13 protein-coding genes and 1 pseudogene are annotated in these 15844 nt (G+C 48.0%); 13 read left to right on the plus strand and 1 reads right to left on the minus strand.

Going from position 1 to position 15844, the window contains the following annotated elements; genetic code table 11:
• Positions 1 to 52: 52 nt before the first annotated feature.
• From MKY58_RS07095 to MKY58_RS07115, 5 genes are all read left to right on the plus strand, one after another.
• Positions 53 to 925, plus strand: coding sequence for a formate/nitrite transporter family protein (locus MKY58_RS07095; protein WP_339324009.1), 873 nt, complete (start codon positions 53 to 55; stop codon positions 923 to 925).
• Positions 922 to 1689 carry a uroporphyrinogen-III C-methyltransferase gene (gene cobA / locus MKY58_RS07100; protein ID WP_339324010.1) on the plus strand — a complete coding sequence of 256 codons (768 nt, stop codon included), beginning with the start codon at positions 922 to 924 and terminating at the stop codon, positions 1687 to 1689. The genes MKY58_RS07095 and cobA overlap by 4 nt, the downstream gene beginning before the upstream one ends.
• A gap of 132 nt (positions 1690 to 1821) precedes the next feature.
• On the plus strand, positions 1822 to 2448 hold the full coding sequence (locus MKY58_RS07105) for a LysE family translocator (RefSeq protein ID WP_339324011.1): 627 nt from the start codon (positions 1822 to 1824) through the stop codon (positions 2446 to 2448).
• A gap of 233 nt (positions 2449 to 2681) precedes the next feature.
• Entirely contained in the window at positions 2682 to 3383 is a 702-nt protein-coding gene (gene sigK / locus MKY58_RS07110; RefSeq protein WP_036712481.1) for an RNA polymerase sporulation sigma factor SigK, read from the plus strand.
• A gap of 219 nt (positions 3384 to 3602) precedes the next feature.
• Positions 3603 to 5345, plus strand: a complete 1743-nt coding sequence (locus MKY58_RS07115) for an ABC transporter ATP-binding protein (RefSeq protein WP_339324012.1) — start codon at positions 3603 to 3605, stop codon at positions 5343 to 5345.
• A gap of 152 nt (positions 5346 to 5497) precedes the next feature.
• On the opposite strand, the gene MKY58_RS07120 is transcribed toward MKY58_RS07115, so the two are convergent.
• Positions 5498 to 6397 (minus strand): AraC family transcriptional regulator, encoded by a 900-nt coding sequence (locus MKY58_RS07120; protein WP_339324013.1) that lies wholly within the window; start codon positions 6395 to 6397, stop codon positions 5498 to 5500.
• Positions 6398 to 6531: 134 nt separating this feature from the next.
• Here MKY58_RS07120 and MKY58_RS07125 point away from each other — a divergent pair, with 134 nt between their 5' ends.
• The 8 genes and pseudogenes from MKY58_RS07125 to MKY58_RS07160 all read left to right on the plus strand — a co-directional run bounded on the left by MKY58_RS07125 (position 6532) and on the right by MKY58_RS07160 (position 15591).
• Positions 6532 to 7599 (plus strand): Gfo/Idh/MocA family oxidoreductase, encoded by a 1068-nt coding sequence (locus MKY58_RS07125; protein WP_339324014.1) that lies wholly within the window; start codon positions 6532 to 6534, stop codon positions 7597 to 7599.
• Positions 7592 to 8320: a ThuA domain-containing protein gene (locus MKY58_RS07130; protein ID WP_339325075.1), complete on the plus strand. Its 729-nt coding sequence runs from the start codon at positions 7592 to 7594 to the stop codon at positions 8318 to 8320. The genes MKY58_RS07125 and MKY58_RS07130 overlap by 8 nt, the downstream gene beginning before the upstream one ends.
• A 153-nt stretch (positions 8321 to 8473) precedes the next feature.
• Entirely contained in the window at positions 8474 to 10153 is a 1680-nt protein-coding gene (locus tag MKY58_RS07135) for an alpha-glucosidase (protein ID WP_339325076.1), read from the plus strand.
• Between the two features lie 29 nt (positions 10154 to 10182).
• Positions 10183 to 10274 (plus strand): annotated as a pseudogene (locus tag MKY58_RS07140) (transposase); the annotation flags it as partial.
• Between the two features lie 301 nt (positions 10275 to 10575).
• Positions 10576 to 11883, plus strand: a complete 1308-nt coding sequence (locus tag MKY58_RS07145) for an extracellular solute-binding protein (RefSeq protein ID WP_339324015.1) — start codon at positions 10576 to 10578, stop codon at positions 11881 to 11883.
• 84 nt (positions 11884 to 11967) lie between these two features.
• On the plus strand, positions 11968 to 12927 hold the full coding sequence (locus MKY58_RS07150; protein WP_081992821.1) for a sugar ABC transporter permease: 960 nt from the start codon (positions 11968 to 11970) through the stop codon (positions 12925 to 12927).
• A 12-nt stretch (positions 12928 to 12939) separates the two neighbouring features.
• Complete coding sequence (locus tag MKY58_RS07155; RefSeq protein ID WP_036715280.1) at positions 12940 to 13773, plus strand: carbohydrate ABC transporter permease; 834 nt, start codon at positions 12940 to 12942, stop codon at positions 13771 to 13773.
• Between the two features lie 30 nt (positions 13774 to 13803).
• Positions 13804 to 15591: a glycoside hydrolase family 66 protein gene (locus MKY58_RS07160; RefSeq protein WP_339324016.1), complete on the plus strand. Its 1788-nt coding sequence runs from the start codon at positions 13804 to 13806 to the stop codon at positions 15589 to 15591.
• The last annotated feature ends 253 nt before the right edge of the window (positions 15592 to 15844 follow it).

The raw sequence follows: 15844 nt of genomic DNA on the forward strand, positions 1-15844 counted from the left end.
GCCCTTCGTCCCTATGCGAGTAACCCTTATTATTTCTCGGGGAGTGATGTCCATGGATTACGTGAAACCGGATCAGGTGCTTCACGACATGATCGAGGCCGGCGCCGGAAAAACGCGGCTAAGCCGGACGCAAATGCTCATTCGCGGCATGCTGTCGGGAGCGATATTGGCATGCGCCACGACGCTGGCATTCACCGCCACCACGCAGACGAACGTCGGCATGGCGGGCGCGCTTGTATTTCCGGCGGGATTCGTGATCATCGTGCTGCTGGGACTGGAGCTCGTCACGGGAAGTTTTGCGCTCATTCCGCTGGCCGTGGCGCAAAGGAAAACCTCCGCCGCCGCGATGGCGAAAAACTTCGGATGGGTCATTTTCGGGCACGTGATCGGCTGTTTGGTTTATGCGGGATTGTATGCCTTGACCGCCTCCAAAATGGGGACGGATATGGGAAGCCCCCTCGTGCAGACGATCGTCAAAACCAGCGAAGCCAAGACGCTCGCTTACAAGCAGCTCGGCGCTGAAGGGCTCCTGCTCGTCGTGATCAAGGCCGCGCTGTGCAACTGGATGGTAACGCTTGGCGCCGTCATGGCGTTTACGTCTCATTCGACCATCGGAAAGGTGCTGGCGATGTGGCTGCCGATTCTGATCTTCTTCGGGCAAGGTTTCGAACACGCCGTCGTCAATATGTTCGTCATCCCGGCGGGCATGATGCTCGGGGCAAACGTGAGTTTGGCCGACTGGTGGCTGTGGAACCAAATCCCGGTGCTGATCGGCAATTTCTTGGGGGGCGCCTTGTTTACCGGGGCTATGGTTTATGGGTCCCAGCGCGGCTTCGGACGAAACAAGGGGCATCGTCAAGCGCGGCACGGCGCGCAGGATGCCGGCAAGCCGGGGACGGCCGCTCCCGCGGAGCGCAGCCTATGAAGCCGGGCAGCGTATCGATTGTCGGCGCAGGCCCCGGCGATCCCGAACTGATCACGCTGAAAGCGCTGCGGCGGATCCAGGAAGCGGACGTCATTTTATACGACCGATTGGCGAACAAAGAACTGCTTAAATATGCCAAAGAAGGGGCCATGCTTACGTATTGCGGCAAGGCCCCGGGCCGGCATGCGGTACCTCAGGAGCAAATCCATGAACTGCTGGCAGCGTATGCGATGAAAGGGCTGCGCGTCGTGCGGCTCAAGGGCGGGGACCCGCTGGTGTTCGGGCGCGGCGGGGAAGAGGCGCAAGCGATGGCTGCCCTTGCCGTCCCCTGCGAAATCGTGCCGGGATTAACCTCGGCGATCGGGGCCGCGGCTTCGGCAGGCATTCCGTTGACCCACAGGGGCCTCAGCTCCTCGGTTGCTTTCGTCAGCGGCACCGGCGTTTCGGGCGAGGCGAGCGGCGTTCGCTGGGATTTGCTGGCGCAGGGCGTCGATACGCTTGTCGTATACATGGGCGTCGGCAGGATGGAGGAAATTTGCCGGGAGCTCATCGTGCACGGCAAGCCCGAATCCGCCCCGGCGGCGGTCATCGAACAAGGCACGTGCGCGGCGGAACGCATTTTTACGGGGACGGTCGGCACCATGTTTAACATCTGCCAACGGATGCAGGCCCGAAATCCGGCGCTGCTTATCGTCGGCGATGTCGTCCGCGTACGGGAGCAGCTGCTCCGGCTGGCCGAAGAAGTCCGGGAGCGGATCGGCTGATTTAAGCGGCGTTGCCGTAAAACGGCCGGCAGAGTACCGCTTTAGATCGCAAAAAAGGCCCTGCCTAAAGCTCTGCATTCATGATAGAATAGGCTTTGATTTAAAGCGATAAAGCAAACAGGAGGAAGATTCATGGTTTCGTTGGCTACGTTGGGCGCTTTTGCAGTAATCGTCCTCGGTCTTTTTGTTATCCCGGGCCCGGCCGTTCTCCTTGTCGGTTCCCGTGCGGTCCAGGGCGGCCGCAAAGCCGGCATGATCGCCGGCCTGGGCATCGCGGCGGGCGATTTGGTTCATACGTTGTTTGCGAGCATCGGGCTTTCGGCCATTTTAATGACCTCTTCGATCGCGTTTAACGCCGTCAAATTCGCCGGAGCCGCCTACCTGCTCTATTTGGGCGTTCGCGCCATCATGGAAAAACCGTCGGACCCGCAGCTCCCGCAGGTCGCGCCGCAGACCTCCGCCAAGATTTTCGGCCAAGCCGTCGTCATCGAAGTGTTGAACCCGAAAACATCCCTGTTCTTTTTATCGTTTTTGCCGCAATTCGTCCATCCGGAGCAAGGTTCGACCCTGATCCAATTTTTGATCCTCGGCCTCGTCTTCGTCATGTTAAGCATGATTTACACGTCGACCCTTGCCGCGGGCATACAGGCGATCGGGAGGGCGGTCAAGCGAATCTCCTGGTTGGGCCGCTGGAGCGGAAAAATCGTTGGGACGATTTACATCGCGCTGGGATTGAAAGTAGCTTTCCAGAACAAATAAGCCATCGTTTTGCAGCCGTCCGGGTGACACCGTTCGGCTTTTTTCTTTTTTATCGCTGCTTATGTTGACGATGGCGTGCAAAAGGAAGCTCCGCATGCGGAACCCGTTTTTTCGCTCCGTACAGGCACAGATGGGTCATCGCCCACATAGAATGAACAGACCGCACTTGTGAGCCGCCGTGGTATTTTGACGAAGTCGCGGTGTCCTAAGCCATTCAGCAGGAGGTGTCATCTGTGCCCGGATTATTCAGCTTTATTGCCCTGTTTATCAAAGAACTGACGCTGCTGGTATCGTATGTCAAAAATAACGCTTTTCCTCAGCCCCTGACGGAAAAAGAGGAGAGCAAATACCTTCAATTGATGTCCGAAGGGGATGCTCATGCCCGCAACATGCTGATCGAACATAACTTGCGGCTGGTGGCTCATATCGTCAAAAAATTCGACAATACCGGCGAGGACTTGGAAGATTTGATCTCGATCGGCACGATCGGGCTGATCAAAGCGATCGAAAGCTTTCAGACGGGAAAAGGCACGAAACTCGCCACGTTTGCCGCGCGCTGCATCGAAAACGAAATACTTATGCATTTAAGATCCCTTAAAAAGACACGAAAAGACGTTTCCCTCCACGATCCGATCGGAACCGACAAAGAGGGGAATGAAATCACGCTTATCGATATCCTCGGCAGCGAAGCCGACGACGTCGCCGATACGGTGCAGCTGAAAATCGAAAAAAGCAAAATTTACCGCAACCTCGACATCCTGGACGAACGCGAGCAGGAAGTCATCAAGGGGCGCTTCGGGCTGGAGTTCGGAGGCGAGGAGCGGACCCAGCGGGAGATCGCCAAGGAGCTTGGCATCAGCCGCAGCTACGTGTCGCGGATCGAAAAAAGGGCGCTCATGAAGCTGTACCACGAGTTTTACAAGCAGAAACAATAAGAAGTGGCCGGGAGCTCGGCGAGCAGCCCGGCTTTTTTTGCGTTCGGGTACGGGGCAAGCCCGGCTGGATTTCGATCATTTTTAGGGTGAATACATATATTTTGACAGGTACAAATCATCTGCGGCACCCGATAAGATGATCTTGAATTGATCTATTGTGCTAAGTACGCTAGGGCCAAGATGCGTTAGCCGGGAAAAATGATTGCGAGAGGCGGTGTAATGGTGAATCAAGCCAGGAGTGCCATTATCGAGGTTTTAAAGAAAAGCAAAAAAGTGCTGTTTCTCATTTTATTTTTCAATATATCCGCTTCACTCGTTTCCATCCTGCAACCCGTAATTTTCAAAGAGTTGTTCGATGAGCTTTTGCCCAGAAAGGAAATCAATACCGCCATTTTTTATATTTTGTTCATCGTGCTCATTCCGGTTCTATTTGCCGCGCTCAATAGTTTTACCGCATATTACAATAACGAGCTGGGAAATAAACTTTCAAAAAACTTAAGAATGCGATTATTTTCGCATGTACTTCAAATTAGACCTAAACATATGGATCAGGTTGGACGAGGAGAAATGATGAACCGGCTAACTTCCCAAGTCGGGATGTTATGCGAAGTATTCGTTGTAGAGACCGTGATGTCGGTCGTCTCTAATCTCATTTTATTGTTTGCCACTTTGTGGATCATGTTTTCGATGAGCATCGAGCTTACGCTGGTTGCAATCGTTTCGTTTCCGGTCTTTATGTACATTTTTAAACGATTTAGAAAAAAAACAGAAACTCTCGACGAAAATTATTATTCGATCCTGGAAAAGGGCATGAGTTATTTGAATGATTTCTTTTCCAATCTTAAATCGGTTCAAATATTTAATGGACAAGAGGTGGAAAAAAAGAGATGGAATGAATGGAATGATCAAGCCTGGAACGTATCCAAAAAATCCTATGTTTTTCATCATATGGTCGTAAACTTGATCGCGGATACGGTGATCTCCTTAATTACGGGCATCATCTACGGTTACAGCCTCTATTTAATATTATCTGGAAAAATTTCGCCGGGCACGTTACTTGCGTTTATTATATTGCTCCCGAGACTCTACAGTATTTTTAAGTCGTTGTTTACAGTCAATATCGATTTGACCAGAATGAAGGTTATTATGGGGAATATAAATGAAATTTTTCAATTGGATACGTTGCCATATGGTAGTCTCACCCCTGATTTCAATAGAATCCCCAGGCTGGAATTGAAAAATGTCTCATACAGCCATGCAGGTGAAAACTCCCCCGGAATTTCAAATTTTGACCTCGATGTAGCACCAGGGAGTTTTGTCGGCATTGTAGGTTTAAGCGGCTCGGGAAAATCCACCTTGTTCGAATTAGTTCACCGGCATATTGAACCGGAGTCTGGAGAAATATTGCTTGACGGAATCCGCATTTCCGAATTCAACATCCATCAGTTCAGAAAGTATGTGGGCTATAATCCGCAAAAACCGATCCTTTGGAACCACAGCATTCTTGAGAATATTATTTATCCCATCCAAAAGGAAGAGCTGAATGAAGCTTTACTCCAAAGGTTTGATCATGTGGTTGAACTTGCGCATGTGAAAGATTTTGTCGAGATTATGCCGAACAAATATGATACAAAGGTGGAGAGCAACGGAGAAAATTTATCGGGCGGGGAAATTCAAAGGATTTTATTGGCCAGAACTTTCATGAATGATCCCAAAATTCTCATGTTGGATGAATATACTTCGGCTTTAGATGCCATCACGGAAAGTCATTTAAATGATACTTTGTTAAAATTGAAAGGCCGTCAGACCATTTTGGTGATTGCGCATCGACTGTCGACGGTTAAAAATGCCGACTACATCATCGTGGTCGATCACGGCAAGATTGCGGAGAAAGGCAGCCCGGATGAATTGTTGTCCCAAAAAGGCATTTTTTACTCGATGCATGAAAAACAGAGGATATAAGTGTGATCTAAGCTGGCTTCCGATACGTTGACTTCGACTTGCGAAGTCTTTTTTGCATTATTCTCCAAAATTAAAATATTGCTTTACGAGACAAAGACGAAACCAAGGGGGTGAATCAACATTGATCAAAAAAGTCGGGAAATGAGTCTGAGCTATTGCCCGGATTCTCCTCGTTCCCGAACCTTTTTATAATATTGACTGGGCGAAAGCCCCTCATACTTCTTAAATACCTTGCTAAAGTAGTACGGATCGTCCAGCCCGGACAAATAGCCAATTTCATTAAAGCTTAAATGGGTCGCTTCGATCAATTCCTTCGCATGATCGATTCGAATCCGGTTTACATAACGCATAATGCTCCGGCCGGTCCATTTGGTGAATACCCGGTTGATGTAATCATAATTGCAATTAAATTCCTGCTCGATGTCCGTGCTGGTGATTTTTTCGGTATAGTGCTCATGAATGTAGTCAAGCAAGGCGTGGACTTTAATGAACGACTTGGTATTGCCTCCCTCTTGAGTTTGAAGCGTATCGATAAAGTATTTCCTGGAGACCTCGATCAGCCATTCGATAAATTTTAGAGCGGTCAATCCGCGGTTGAAAAATTTGCGCCTGTACAGCACCAGTATTTCATTCATCGCAAGAAAGGAAAAAGACAGGTCTTTTTTCGACAAAGAATAGTTTTTTGGGAAATAACAAATGGAATTGTCCTGGCCGGTCTGATGGGCTTCTTCTTCCAGAATGACGTGTTTGGCTAAGGAAAGGATATTTTTCACCTCCACCGCTTTCATGTCCGAATGCTCAAAATGAACATAGTAATAGTCGCAAACGTGCTTATCTATGCCTTCGTGCTCCAAATTTGGCTCCAGGACAAGGAGATCCCCCTTCTTCAGGATATAGTCGACACCGTTTTCCCGGAGATGAAGCTCACCGCTTTTGATGAAATAGAGAACACATTCGTGCGTCGTTCTTTTAAAGTGAATCCAAGGCTGTTTATAGGAAACGAACCCCATCAATCTGATCTTCGGCATTACTTCCACATTAATAGCAAGCATATTTATCCTCCCAGGTCAATTTATAAAAGTCGCTTTTGTACAAAAAGGGTATCTTTCCGCCATTTCCGTCCATTCTATCACACTCTATACTGGGGGGGTGATTAAAACGATGTTAAAAGGGATGGGGCGATGAAATGGAAAAGCTCAAAATCGGTGTGATCGGCTTGGGCGGTATCGCGGACATGCATATTGGGGGCATATTGTCCAGTGAGGATGCCGACGTATGGTCGATTTGCGATTGCAATGAAGAAGCGCTGGCAAGAAGGGGCGAAGAACTCGGCATCCCGGAAACGCGAAGATATTTGAGTGTTACGGAAATGCTGGAGAATCCCGAACTCGACGCAGTGACGATCGGTACGCCAAATCACAATCATTATGCGATCGCCTGTGAGGCGATAAAGCGGCGTAAGCCTTTTGCCCTTGAAAAGCCGGTGTCGTTGGATACGCGGGAGGCGCGTATGCTGAGGGATATGCTGGCGAACGATTACCTGCCGCATATGGTTTGCTTCAGTTACCGTTACAAAGCGGCGGTGAGATATGCAAAATGGCTGATTGACCAGGGCAAATTAGGCGATATTAAACACGTGTACAGCCAATATCTGCAAAGCTGGGGACTGGACGAAAGCATTCCGCTGGTCTGGAGATTCCGCAAAGAGCTGTCGGGATCGGGGGCGCTGGGAGACTTAGGCTCGCATATTCTCGATCTTCAGCGTTTTCTCGTCGGCGATGCAGAACGGGTGATTGCCGATGCGGATACGATTATCAAGGAACGCGGCCTCATTTCCGGAGACGGCAAGGGGGAGGTCGACGTCGACGACTACTGTCATGTGCTGATGCGGCTTAAGGGAGGCGCTTCGGGAGCCATGTCCATTTCAAGATTCGCTTACGGGCGGGGGAACTACCAACAGCTGGAGATTTACGGTACCCGCGGAGCACTTGTGTACAATCTCGAAGAGGAGGACACTCTTTACGTCCATTTTTCCGAAGAAGGAGACCACGGATTCCGGAAAGCGGAAATTCCTGAATTCTTCCGAACTGATCAGATGCAGTCTTTTATTAACCTTGTCCAAGGAAAAGGGGATGGGTGTGACGCCGATATGGAAGACGGTTATATGAATCAGCTTACCCTTGACTCTATTATCGAATCATTTACGGAACAACGATGGACTCCTATCAAACAGGAGGTGTTTCATCATATCTAACATCAACGTAACCGTATGGAACGAATACCGACATGAAAAACATAGTGAACAAGTGAAAGCGATTTATCCGGAGGGCATTCATATGGCCATTGCGAACTATCTGAACGGCCAGGACGGATTGGAGGCAGGAACCGCCGTGCTCGACGAGCCGGAACACGGACTGACCGATGAGGTGTTGGATAGAACCGACGTGCTGATTTGGTGGGGGCATTTGGCTCACGACGAGGTGAGCGATGAGATCGTAGAAAAAGTGCGCCAACGAGTGCTGGGCGGAATGGGTCTGATCGTCCTTCACTCGGGACACGGTTCAAAAATATTCCAAGCCCTTATGGGCACGGACACGGGAGCGCTGAAATGGCGGGATGACGGAGAAAAGGAAAGAATCTGGATTATCGAGCCCGGCCATCCGATCGCGAAGGGCCTTGGCGAGTATATCGAAATTCCGAAGGAAGAAATGTACGGGGAACGCTTTGAGATCCCGGCCCCGGACGAATTGATCTTTATTTCCTGGTTCGAAGGCGGTGAAGTGTTCCGCAGCGGTTGTTGTTACAAAAGAGGGCAGGGTAATATTTTCTACTTCCGGCCGGGACATGAAACATTCCCCGTATACCACCACCCCGAGGTGCTTCAGGTGATTGCCAACAGCGTGCGCTGGGCGGCGAAGAGTCATATTGCCAAATTCTCTTACGGGCGGGTGGCGCCTCTGGAGGATGTTCGTTAATTTAAAGACAGATATCATAGGAGGGCGAATATGTCAACGCTCTCCTTTTTGATGTTTTGGAGATTATAGAATGTTGTACACGAAAGAGAGATTTTTTAAGATGAATTTGAAGCTTTTATTTATATGCGGTATTGGGAGGAACTTTAGGTGAAAATGGGCGCTTTTTGGCAAGAAGAAGTCGTTTATCAGATTTATCCCCGCAGTTTCATGGACAGCAACGGAGACGGGATCGGAGATTTGCGGGGGATCATCAGCAAATTAGATTATTTGAAGGAGCTCGGAGTAGGCATCGTGTGGTTGAGTCCGGTCTATAAATCTCCGAATGACGATAATGGATACGATATCAGCGATTATCAGGATATTATGGATGAATTCGGCACAATGGACGATTGGGAGGAGCTGCTCCACGGCCTTCATGAACGCGGTATTCGGTTGATCATGGACCTCGTGGTCAATCATTCCTCTGACGAGCATTCCTGGTTTCAGGAATCCAAAAAATCCAAGGATAATCCTTACCGTGATTTTTATATTTGGAAACCCGGGAAAGAGGACGGTTCCGAACCGAACAATTGGGTATCTTTCTTCGGCGGCTCAGCATGGCAATATGACGAGGTGACGGATGAATACTACCTGCATCTGTTTTCGAAGAAGCAGCCGGATTTGAATTGGGAGAATCCAAGGCTCCGGCGTGCGGTATACGATATGATGACTTTCTGGTTAGAGAAGGGGATCGACGGATTCCGCATGGACGTGATCAATTGCATTTCAAAAGCGGAAGGTCTGCCGAGCGCTGGGGATGACAAATATGCTTGGGGAGGCGAGTTTTTCCTCTGCGGGCCGAGGTTGGAGCAATATCTGAAAGAAATGAACGAAGAGGTATTGTCCAAATACGACGTCATGACCGTCGGGGAGATGCCGGGAGTGACGCCGGAGCTGGCTGCGCGCTATACGGATCCGGCTAACAAAGAATTAAACATGGTATTTCATTTCGAGACGATGGATATCGACGCCGGGGAAGGCGGGAAGTGGAACTTTACCAAATGGAAGCTGGCCGACTTGAAAGCTGTTACGAACAAATGGCAATACGGACTGAACGGCAGAGGCTGGAACAGCCTTTATCTGAACAACCACGACCAACCGCGAATGGTGTCCCGTTTTGGCGATGACAAGGTATATAGGAAGGAATCGGCCAAGCTTCTGGCCACGTTCCTTCACACCCTTCAGGGCACGCCTTACATTTTTCAGGGCGAGGAAATTGGCATGACGAACGTGAAATTCGATAATATCGACCAATACCGGGATATCGAGACGCTAAATTTCTTTAAAGGGGCGGTTCATGACGGGGGCATGCCGGTGGAGCAAGCGATGGCCGCGATTTATGCAAAATCCCGGGATAACGCAAGGACTCCGATGCAATGGAACGAAAGCAAACACGCCGGATTCACGACAGGAGAGCCTTGGATCGGAGTAAATCCCAACTTCAAGGAGATTAATGTCGAGGATGCGCTGCGGGATAAGGATTCCATTTTTCATTACTACAAAAAATTGATCCAATTGCGCAAGCAGCATCCGATTATGATCTATGGCGATTATGACATCGTGGCTGAAGAGCATGAGCAAATTTATGCTTATACCCGAACTTGGCGAAACGAAAAATGGATCGTGATTCTCAATTTCTCTGACAGGGAGGCGGAATTCACGCTTCCGGAAAAGCTGGAGGAATATCGTAGTGGAAGTCAATTAATCATTTCCAATTACGAAAACGTGACTGAAAGACCGATCAGTGAGTGGATTCTCAGACCTTATGAAGCGAGAGTATATAGATTGGTATAGAAGAAGGGGCTGCCCCTTCTCTCGTCCAAGCCGATCAGATCTACCGCACACGCGAGAATCGGGCTTTCTGTAAACAGCATGGCATCCGGCTCACATCCGGCTCAGCGGACCGGCATTGGGAGCGCAGGCTACGTGATCTTTTTTGCTTCATTTTTACGATACTATCTCGCGGGCGCCTATTTCCGAATCCCTGTTAAAGAAGCGTTCAGCAAGCTCTAAGTAGTTGGTAAATAAAAGTTGCTAAAGGTGCATTATTTTGAGATTCCATCAAAATATAATGCACCTTTTTTAAATTGGGTATATTTGGAAACATTAACTTCGCAATATTGTTCACCTTGAGCTAAATGTAAACGGTTACTCGCCATGGAGTTCCGCCTCATAATAAAAGAGTAAGTTAAATTGCACAAGGGGGTTTCATAGTAATGAAGTTGCACAAAAAGATATCTTTTGGTGTTATGGCGGCTGTTTTGGCAATATCATTGTCAGCTTGTGGCGGAAGTAACGGCGGCTCGGCTTCGAACAGTAAATCAGACAAGACGGGCTCCGGAAACAGCGGCCAAAAGCAAGTAACAATCGAATACTGGCATACCTACGGGGAACAGGAAGAAAAAGTGCTGATGGAAGAGGTAGTTCCGAAATTCGAAGAAGAGCATCCGGAGATCAAGGTGAATTTGACCCGAATGCCTTATGAAGGGTTAAAAGAGCAAGTTATTGCGGGTGTGGCCGGTGATGCCGCGCCGGATCTGATGAGAATGGATATTATCTGGGTTCCTGAATTCGCGAAAATGGGCGCACTGCAAGACGTCAGCAAAATGGAAGGGTTTGAGGAAGTGAAGTCCAGCGTATTTGATGCGCCGATGGAAACAAACCATTTTGACAGCGGTTACTATGGTGTTCCTTTGAATACGAACACAAAGATCGCGATTTATAATAAGACGCTTTTAGAGAAAATAGGGCTTACAGAAGCGCCAAAAACGATGGATGAGTTTGTTGCGGCTTCCAAAAAGGCGATGGAGAAAGGAGCCAAAGGCGCAATTGGTATCTCGGGAGCGCATGTATGGGGAGTGTCGCCTTACTTTTGGAGCCTTGGCGGGGTTTTGACAAACGAGGATTATACCAAAGTTGAAGGCTATTTAAATGGCCCTGAAAGCGTGAAGGCACTTGAGACAATTGTACAGTGGGGCAAAGAAGGGTTGATTATCCCTACCATGCTTGGCGGCGAACCGGGAGTATGGGACGGATTGAAAAACAATGAATATTTCATGATTGATGATGGTCCTTGGTTCTTTAGCACATTGATGAATGAAGAGAATGCAAACTTTAACATCGAGGATACGATATGGACGCAAATTCCTGAAGGCCCTGGGGGCAGTCGTTCGGTTGTCGGTGGTGAAAACTTAGTTATTTTCGCAAATTCTAAACACCCGGCAGAAGCTTGGACATTTGCCAAGTGGTTGACTACGGAAGAACCCCAAAAAATGTTGGCCAAAGCCGGATTGATTCCGACAAATCAAAAGGCGGCAAACGATCCATCCGTTTTGAAAGAACCATACGTGGCGGAATACGTGAAGCAGTTGGAAAAGGCTCTCCCACGGCCACCGATTCCGCAGTATGGAGAAATGGAGACGATCGTAAACCTGGCGATCGAAAAAGCGGTACGCGGCGAATCGGAACCGAAAGCGGCCCTGGATGAAGCTGCAAAAAATATCGAGGCTATTCTTAATAAATAATTGAAACAAGAGTTATAAGGGAGCTTCGCCTGATGATATCATCAGGCGAAGCATCTTTAACCGGAAGGAAAAGGAGTGGTGAAGATGTCAATTCCATTGGCCAGCCAACCGCAAACTGGAAATAAACCGCCGGCTGCAACTCGGATGAAAAAAGGCTTCAAACAATGGATGGCGGTTTTGCCTTTTATTTTTTTGGGGGTGCTCGGAACGGCGGTATTTGTCGTTTACCCTATGATCCGAAATATCATTATCAGCTTTCAGGACTACAGTATCATGCCAAATGCGGAGAATCCCTTTGTCGGATTCGAAAATTATATTTCGGCTTTTACCGATCCCAACAACAAGGTATTGATGGCAATTCGCAACACCATTCTGAACGTGATCGTTACCGTGCCGATTAATTGGCTGTTGGCGATCGTATTTGCTGTATTGATCAATCTTCACTTTGTAAAATACAAACTTGTGTTCAGAACCGTGTATTATTTACCAATTATTACGTCCTGGATTGTCGTTGCATTTTTGTTCAGATTTTTGTTTGCAGGCGGGGAGTACGGCCTTATCAACTTCATTTTTTATAAGGTTCTCGGCATTTTCCCGGAGCCGGTCAATTTTTTGTCAAATTACTGGACGGCCATGATCGTGATTTGGCTGTTCCATATCTGGAAGACTGTTGGTTGGGGGGTTGTCATATATTTGGCGGGTCTTCAGGGGATATCGAAAGAATATTATGAGGCCGCCCAAATCGACGGTGCGAGCGGAATCAAACAGTTTTGGAGCATTACGGTGCCCATGCTCGCGCCGGTAACCGCGTTTGTGATCATAAATCTGGTTAACGGGGCCTTTAACTTCTTCCCGCAGGTGTATTTCATCACCAGAGGAGGGCCGATGGACCAGACCCAGACGCTTCCAAGCTTGATGTACATGCAGGCGTTCAAAAACTTTAACTTCGGATATGCTTCCGCTGTTGCCGTCATGATGGGAATCACCGTATTTTTGGTGACGTACACCCAGATGAAGAAATTCGGCAATCAGAAAATGTTGTAGGAGGGGCGGACGATGAAAACAAAATGGTATCTTCAACTCCTCGTATATGCCGTCATTATTATGGGGGCGCTAGCGTTTCTGTTTCCCTTTGTATATATGATCTTGACTAGTTTTATCAAGAGTGCGTATTCACTGCCACGACCGAAAGAAATTTTCTCGGTGGTCCCCAATCTGGACAACTATTTTCTTGTTTGGAACAAAAATAATTTTGCCCGTTACTTCCTGAACAGTTCGCTTGTGACGGTCGTATCCATGGTCGGCAGTATGCTGCTGGGATGCTTAACGGCCTACGGATTCGCCAGATTTCAGTTTCCGGGCAAGGAACTGCTTTTCCGCGTATTCTTGTTGACGACGATGATCCCGGGTGTCATTAATATTATCCCGCAGTTTCTTATTATCAAAAACCTTGGACTGGTAAGCACCTACTGGGGGCTATGGCTGATTTATATTGGGGGCGGAGTAGTCGGGAGTACGTTCTTCCTCCGAGGTTTTTTCCAAAGCATCCCCAAGGAATATGAGGAGTCCGTCCTCATAGACGGGGGCGGTAATTGGCGGATTTTCTGGAATATTTATTTGCCGCAATCCCTTCCGGCGATCGGAACTTTAGCGGTATTGTCCTTCCAAGGCACGTGGGAGGAATATTTTACGGCACTTGTCATTATTAAAGACGAGGCGATGAGAACACTGCCGATCGCTTTGCTTATGTTTAACGATAAATACGCAACCAACTACGGCTGGGTGTTTGCGGCTTCAATCATTGCGCTGATTCCAACCGTGTTTCTTTACGTTGTTTTCCAGAAGAAGTTCGTACAAGGCGGATTTAATGAAGGCGGTGTAAAAGGTTAGTTCATTAACGAAGATGGGAGAAGTAGCGATATGGTAAAGAAATTTTGGGAGTTGGGGAGAACTTCACTTGTAATATTAAGTTGTTTGACGGTCTTGATTGCAGGCTGCAATAAAAAGCAATTGTTAAAAGCGGAAGAGGTGACGGGTGAGTCAATGATGGACCGAGTCGCAACGGATAAGGCGGCCTATGAGCCTGGAGAACAAGTAAACTTTACGCTTTATTTTAAGGAAAGCGTTAGTGATGCGGAGGTTAGAGTCCAGTACCGCCATCTGGAGAAAGTGATCGAAGAACAGGTATTGAAAGGTTCTGGCGAAAAGCTGGATTGGACCTGGGCTCCTCCGAAAGAGGACGGAAAGGGCTATATGGCCGAGATTTTCTCGATCCAAAATGGAAAGGCAAAGGATCATCTTAATATCGCAGTGGATGTTTCCTCCGATTGGACTAAATTCCCTCGGTACGGGTATTTGGCGGATTTTCATGAAATGAGCCAAGATGAGATGGCAGCGGTCATTGAACGTCTGAACCGATTCCATATCAACGGGGTGCAATTTTATGATTGGCAGTATAAGCATCAGACGCCGATCAAGATGGATGGAGGCCAACCGGCAAAAAGCTGGGAGGATATCGCAAACCGCCCGGTTGCTTTCAATACGGTGAAAGGTTATATCGATCTGGTCCACGCCCGCAACATGAAAGCAATGAATTACAACCTGATCTTCGGAGCATATGAAGACGCGGAGAAGGACGGAGTCAAACGGGAGTGGGGGCTCTTTAAAGATCCAAGCGCGACAAATCAGGATAAACACCCACTTCCGGAAGGATGGGCCAGTGACATTATGCTATATGATCCATCGAACACGGAATGGCAGAATTATTTGATCTCGAAGGAAGCCGAAGTTTTTGAGCATCTGCCCTTTGACGGGTGGCATGTAGACCAGTTAGGGGACCGTGGAGGTCTTTGGAATGCGCAGGGAGAAAGTGTCAAACTGCCTGAAGGATACGTTTCCTTTTTGAAAAAAGCTAAGGAACAATTAGATGTATACTACGTCATGAATGCGGTCGGGCAGTACGGGCAAGCTTTTATGGCCCCTAATGCACCTCTGGATTTTCTGTATACGGAAGTATGGGATGGTCATCCGAAGTATAAAAACCTGAAAGAAATTATCGATCAGAACACGAAATATAGCAAACAACGGTTAAATACGGTATTGGCCGCTTATATGAACTATGATCTGGCCAACGCTCCGGGGGAGTTTAATACTCCGGGGGTCCTACTGACCGATGCGGTTATTTTTGCTTCCGGCGGATCCCACCTCGAGCTTGGGGAGAACATGTTGGCTAAAGAATATTTTCCAAACAAGAATTTGAAAATTCCGGTTGAGCTTGAGAAGCAATTAATTCATTATTACGATTTCCTTGTAGCTTACCAGAATATACTGCGAGGCGGGTTGGAAGAATCCAAGACTACAGTTGAGGGAACAGGCGACGTACAAATTTCTGCATCTGCCGATCAAGGTAAAGTATGGTCCTTTGCCAAGCAAAGGAATGGCGATGATATTATTCATTTCATTAACTTCACAGATGCGGCAACGATGGATTGGAATGATTCCGCCGGAGAACAGACCGAACCTACCGAGCGTCAAAATGTGAAAGTTGCAGTTCGCACAAACGGAGAAGTGGATCGGATTATGTTTGCTTCCCCGGACTACTATGGAGGGTCGCCTGTTGAATTGGCGTTTGAACAAAAGGACGGCCAAGTCGCTATTGAGCTGCCAAAGTTAAAATACTGGGATTTAATCAAAATATCGTATAAATAACACGCTAGAAAAGATACCAAAATGAGGCGGGATTCTAAGCTCGCTCGTTTTGGTTTTCCGTACTATATGAAAGCGTTTGCTGAATATACGACATAACAATAGACAGTACAGGTGTGAGCGCCTATGAAATTTCGCTCGTTTCACTTTCGTACGATTAATTTTTACTCCATGAAATGGAAGCGTCGGGAGATTCGGTTACCCGAAGCCCCCCGTCAGGAAATGGCAATGATTGTTGAGCGGATTGGTATTATAA

Source organism: Paenibacillus sp. FSL W8-0194 (assembly GCF_037969745.1).
In the GTDB taxonomy this organism is placed as follows: domain Bacteria; phylum Bacillota; class Bacilli; order Paenibacillales; family Paenibacillaceae; genus Paenibacillus_AQ; species Paenibacillus_AQ cookii.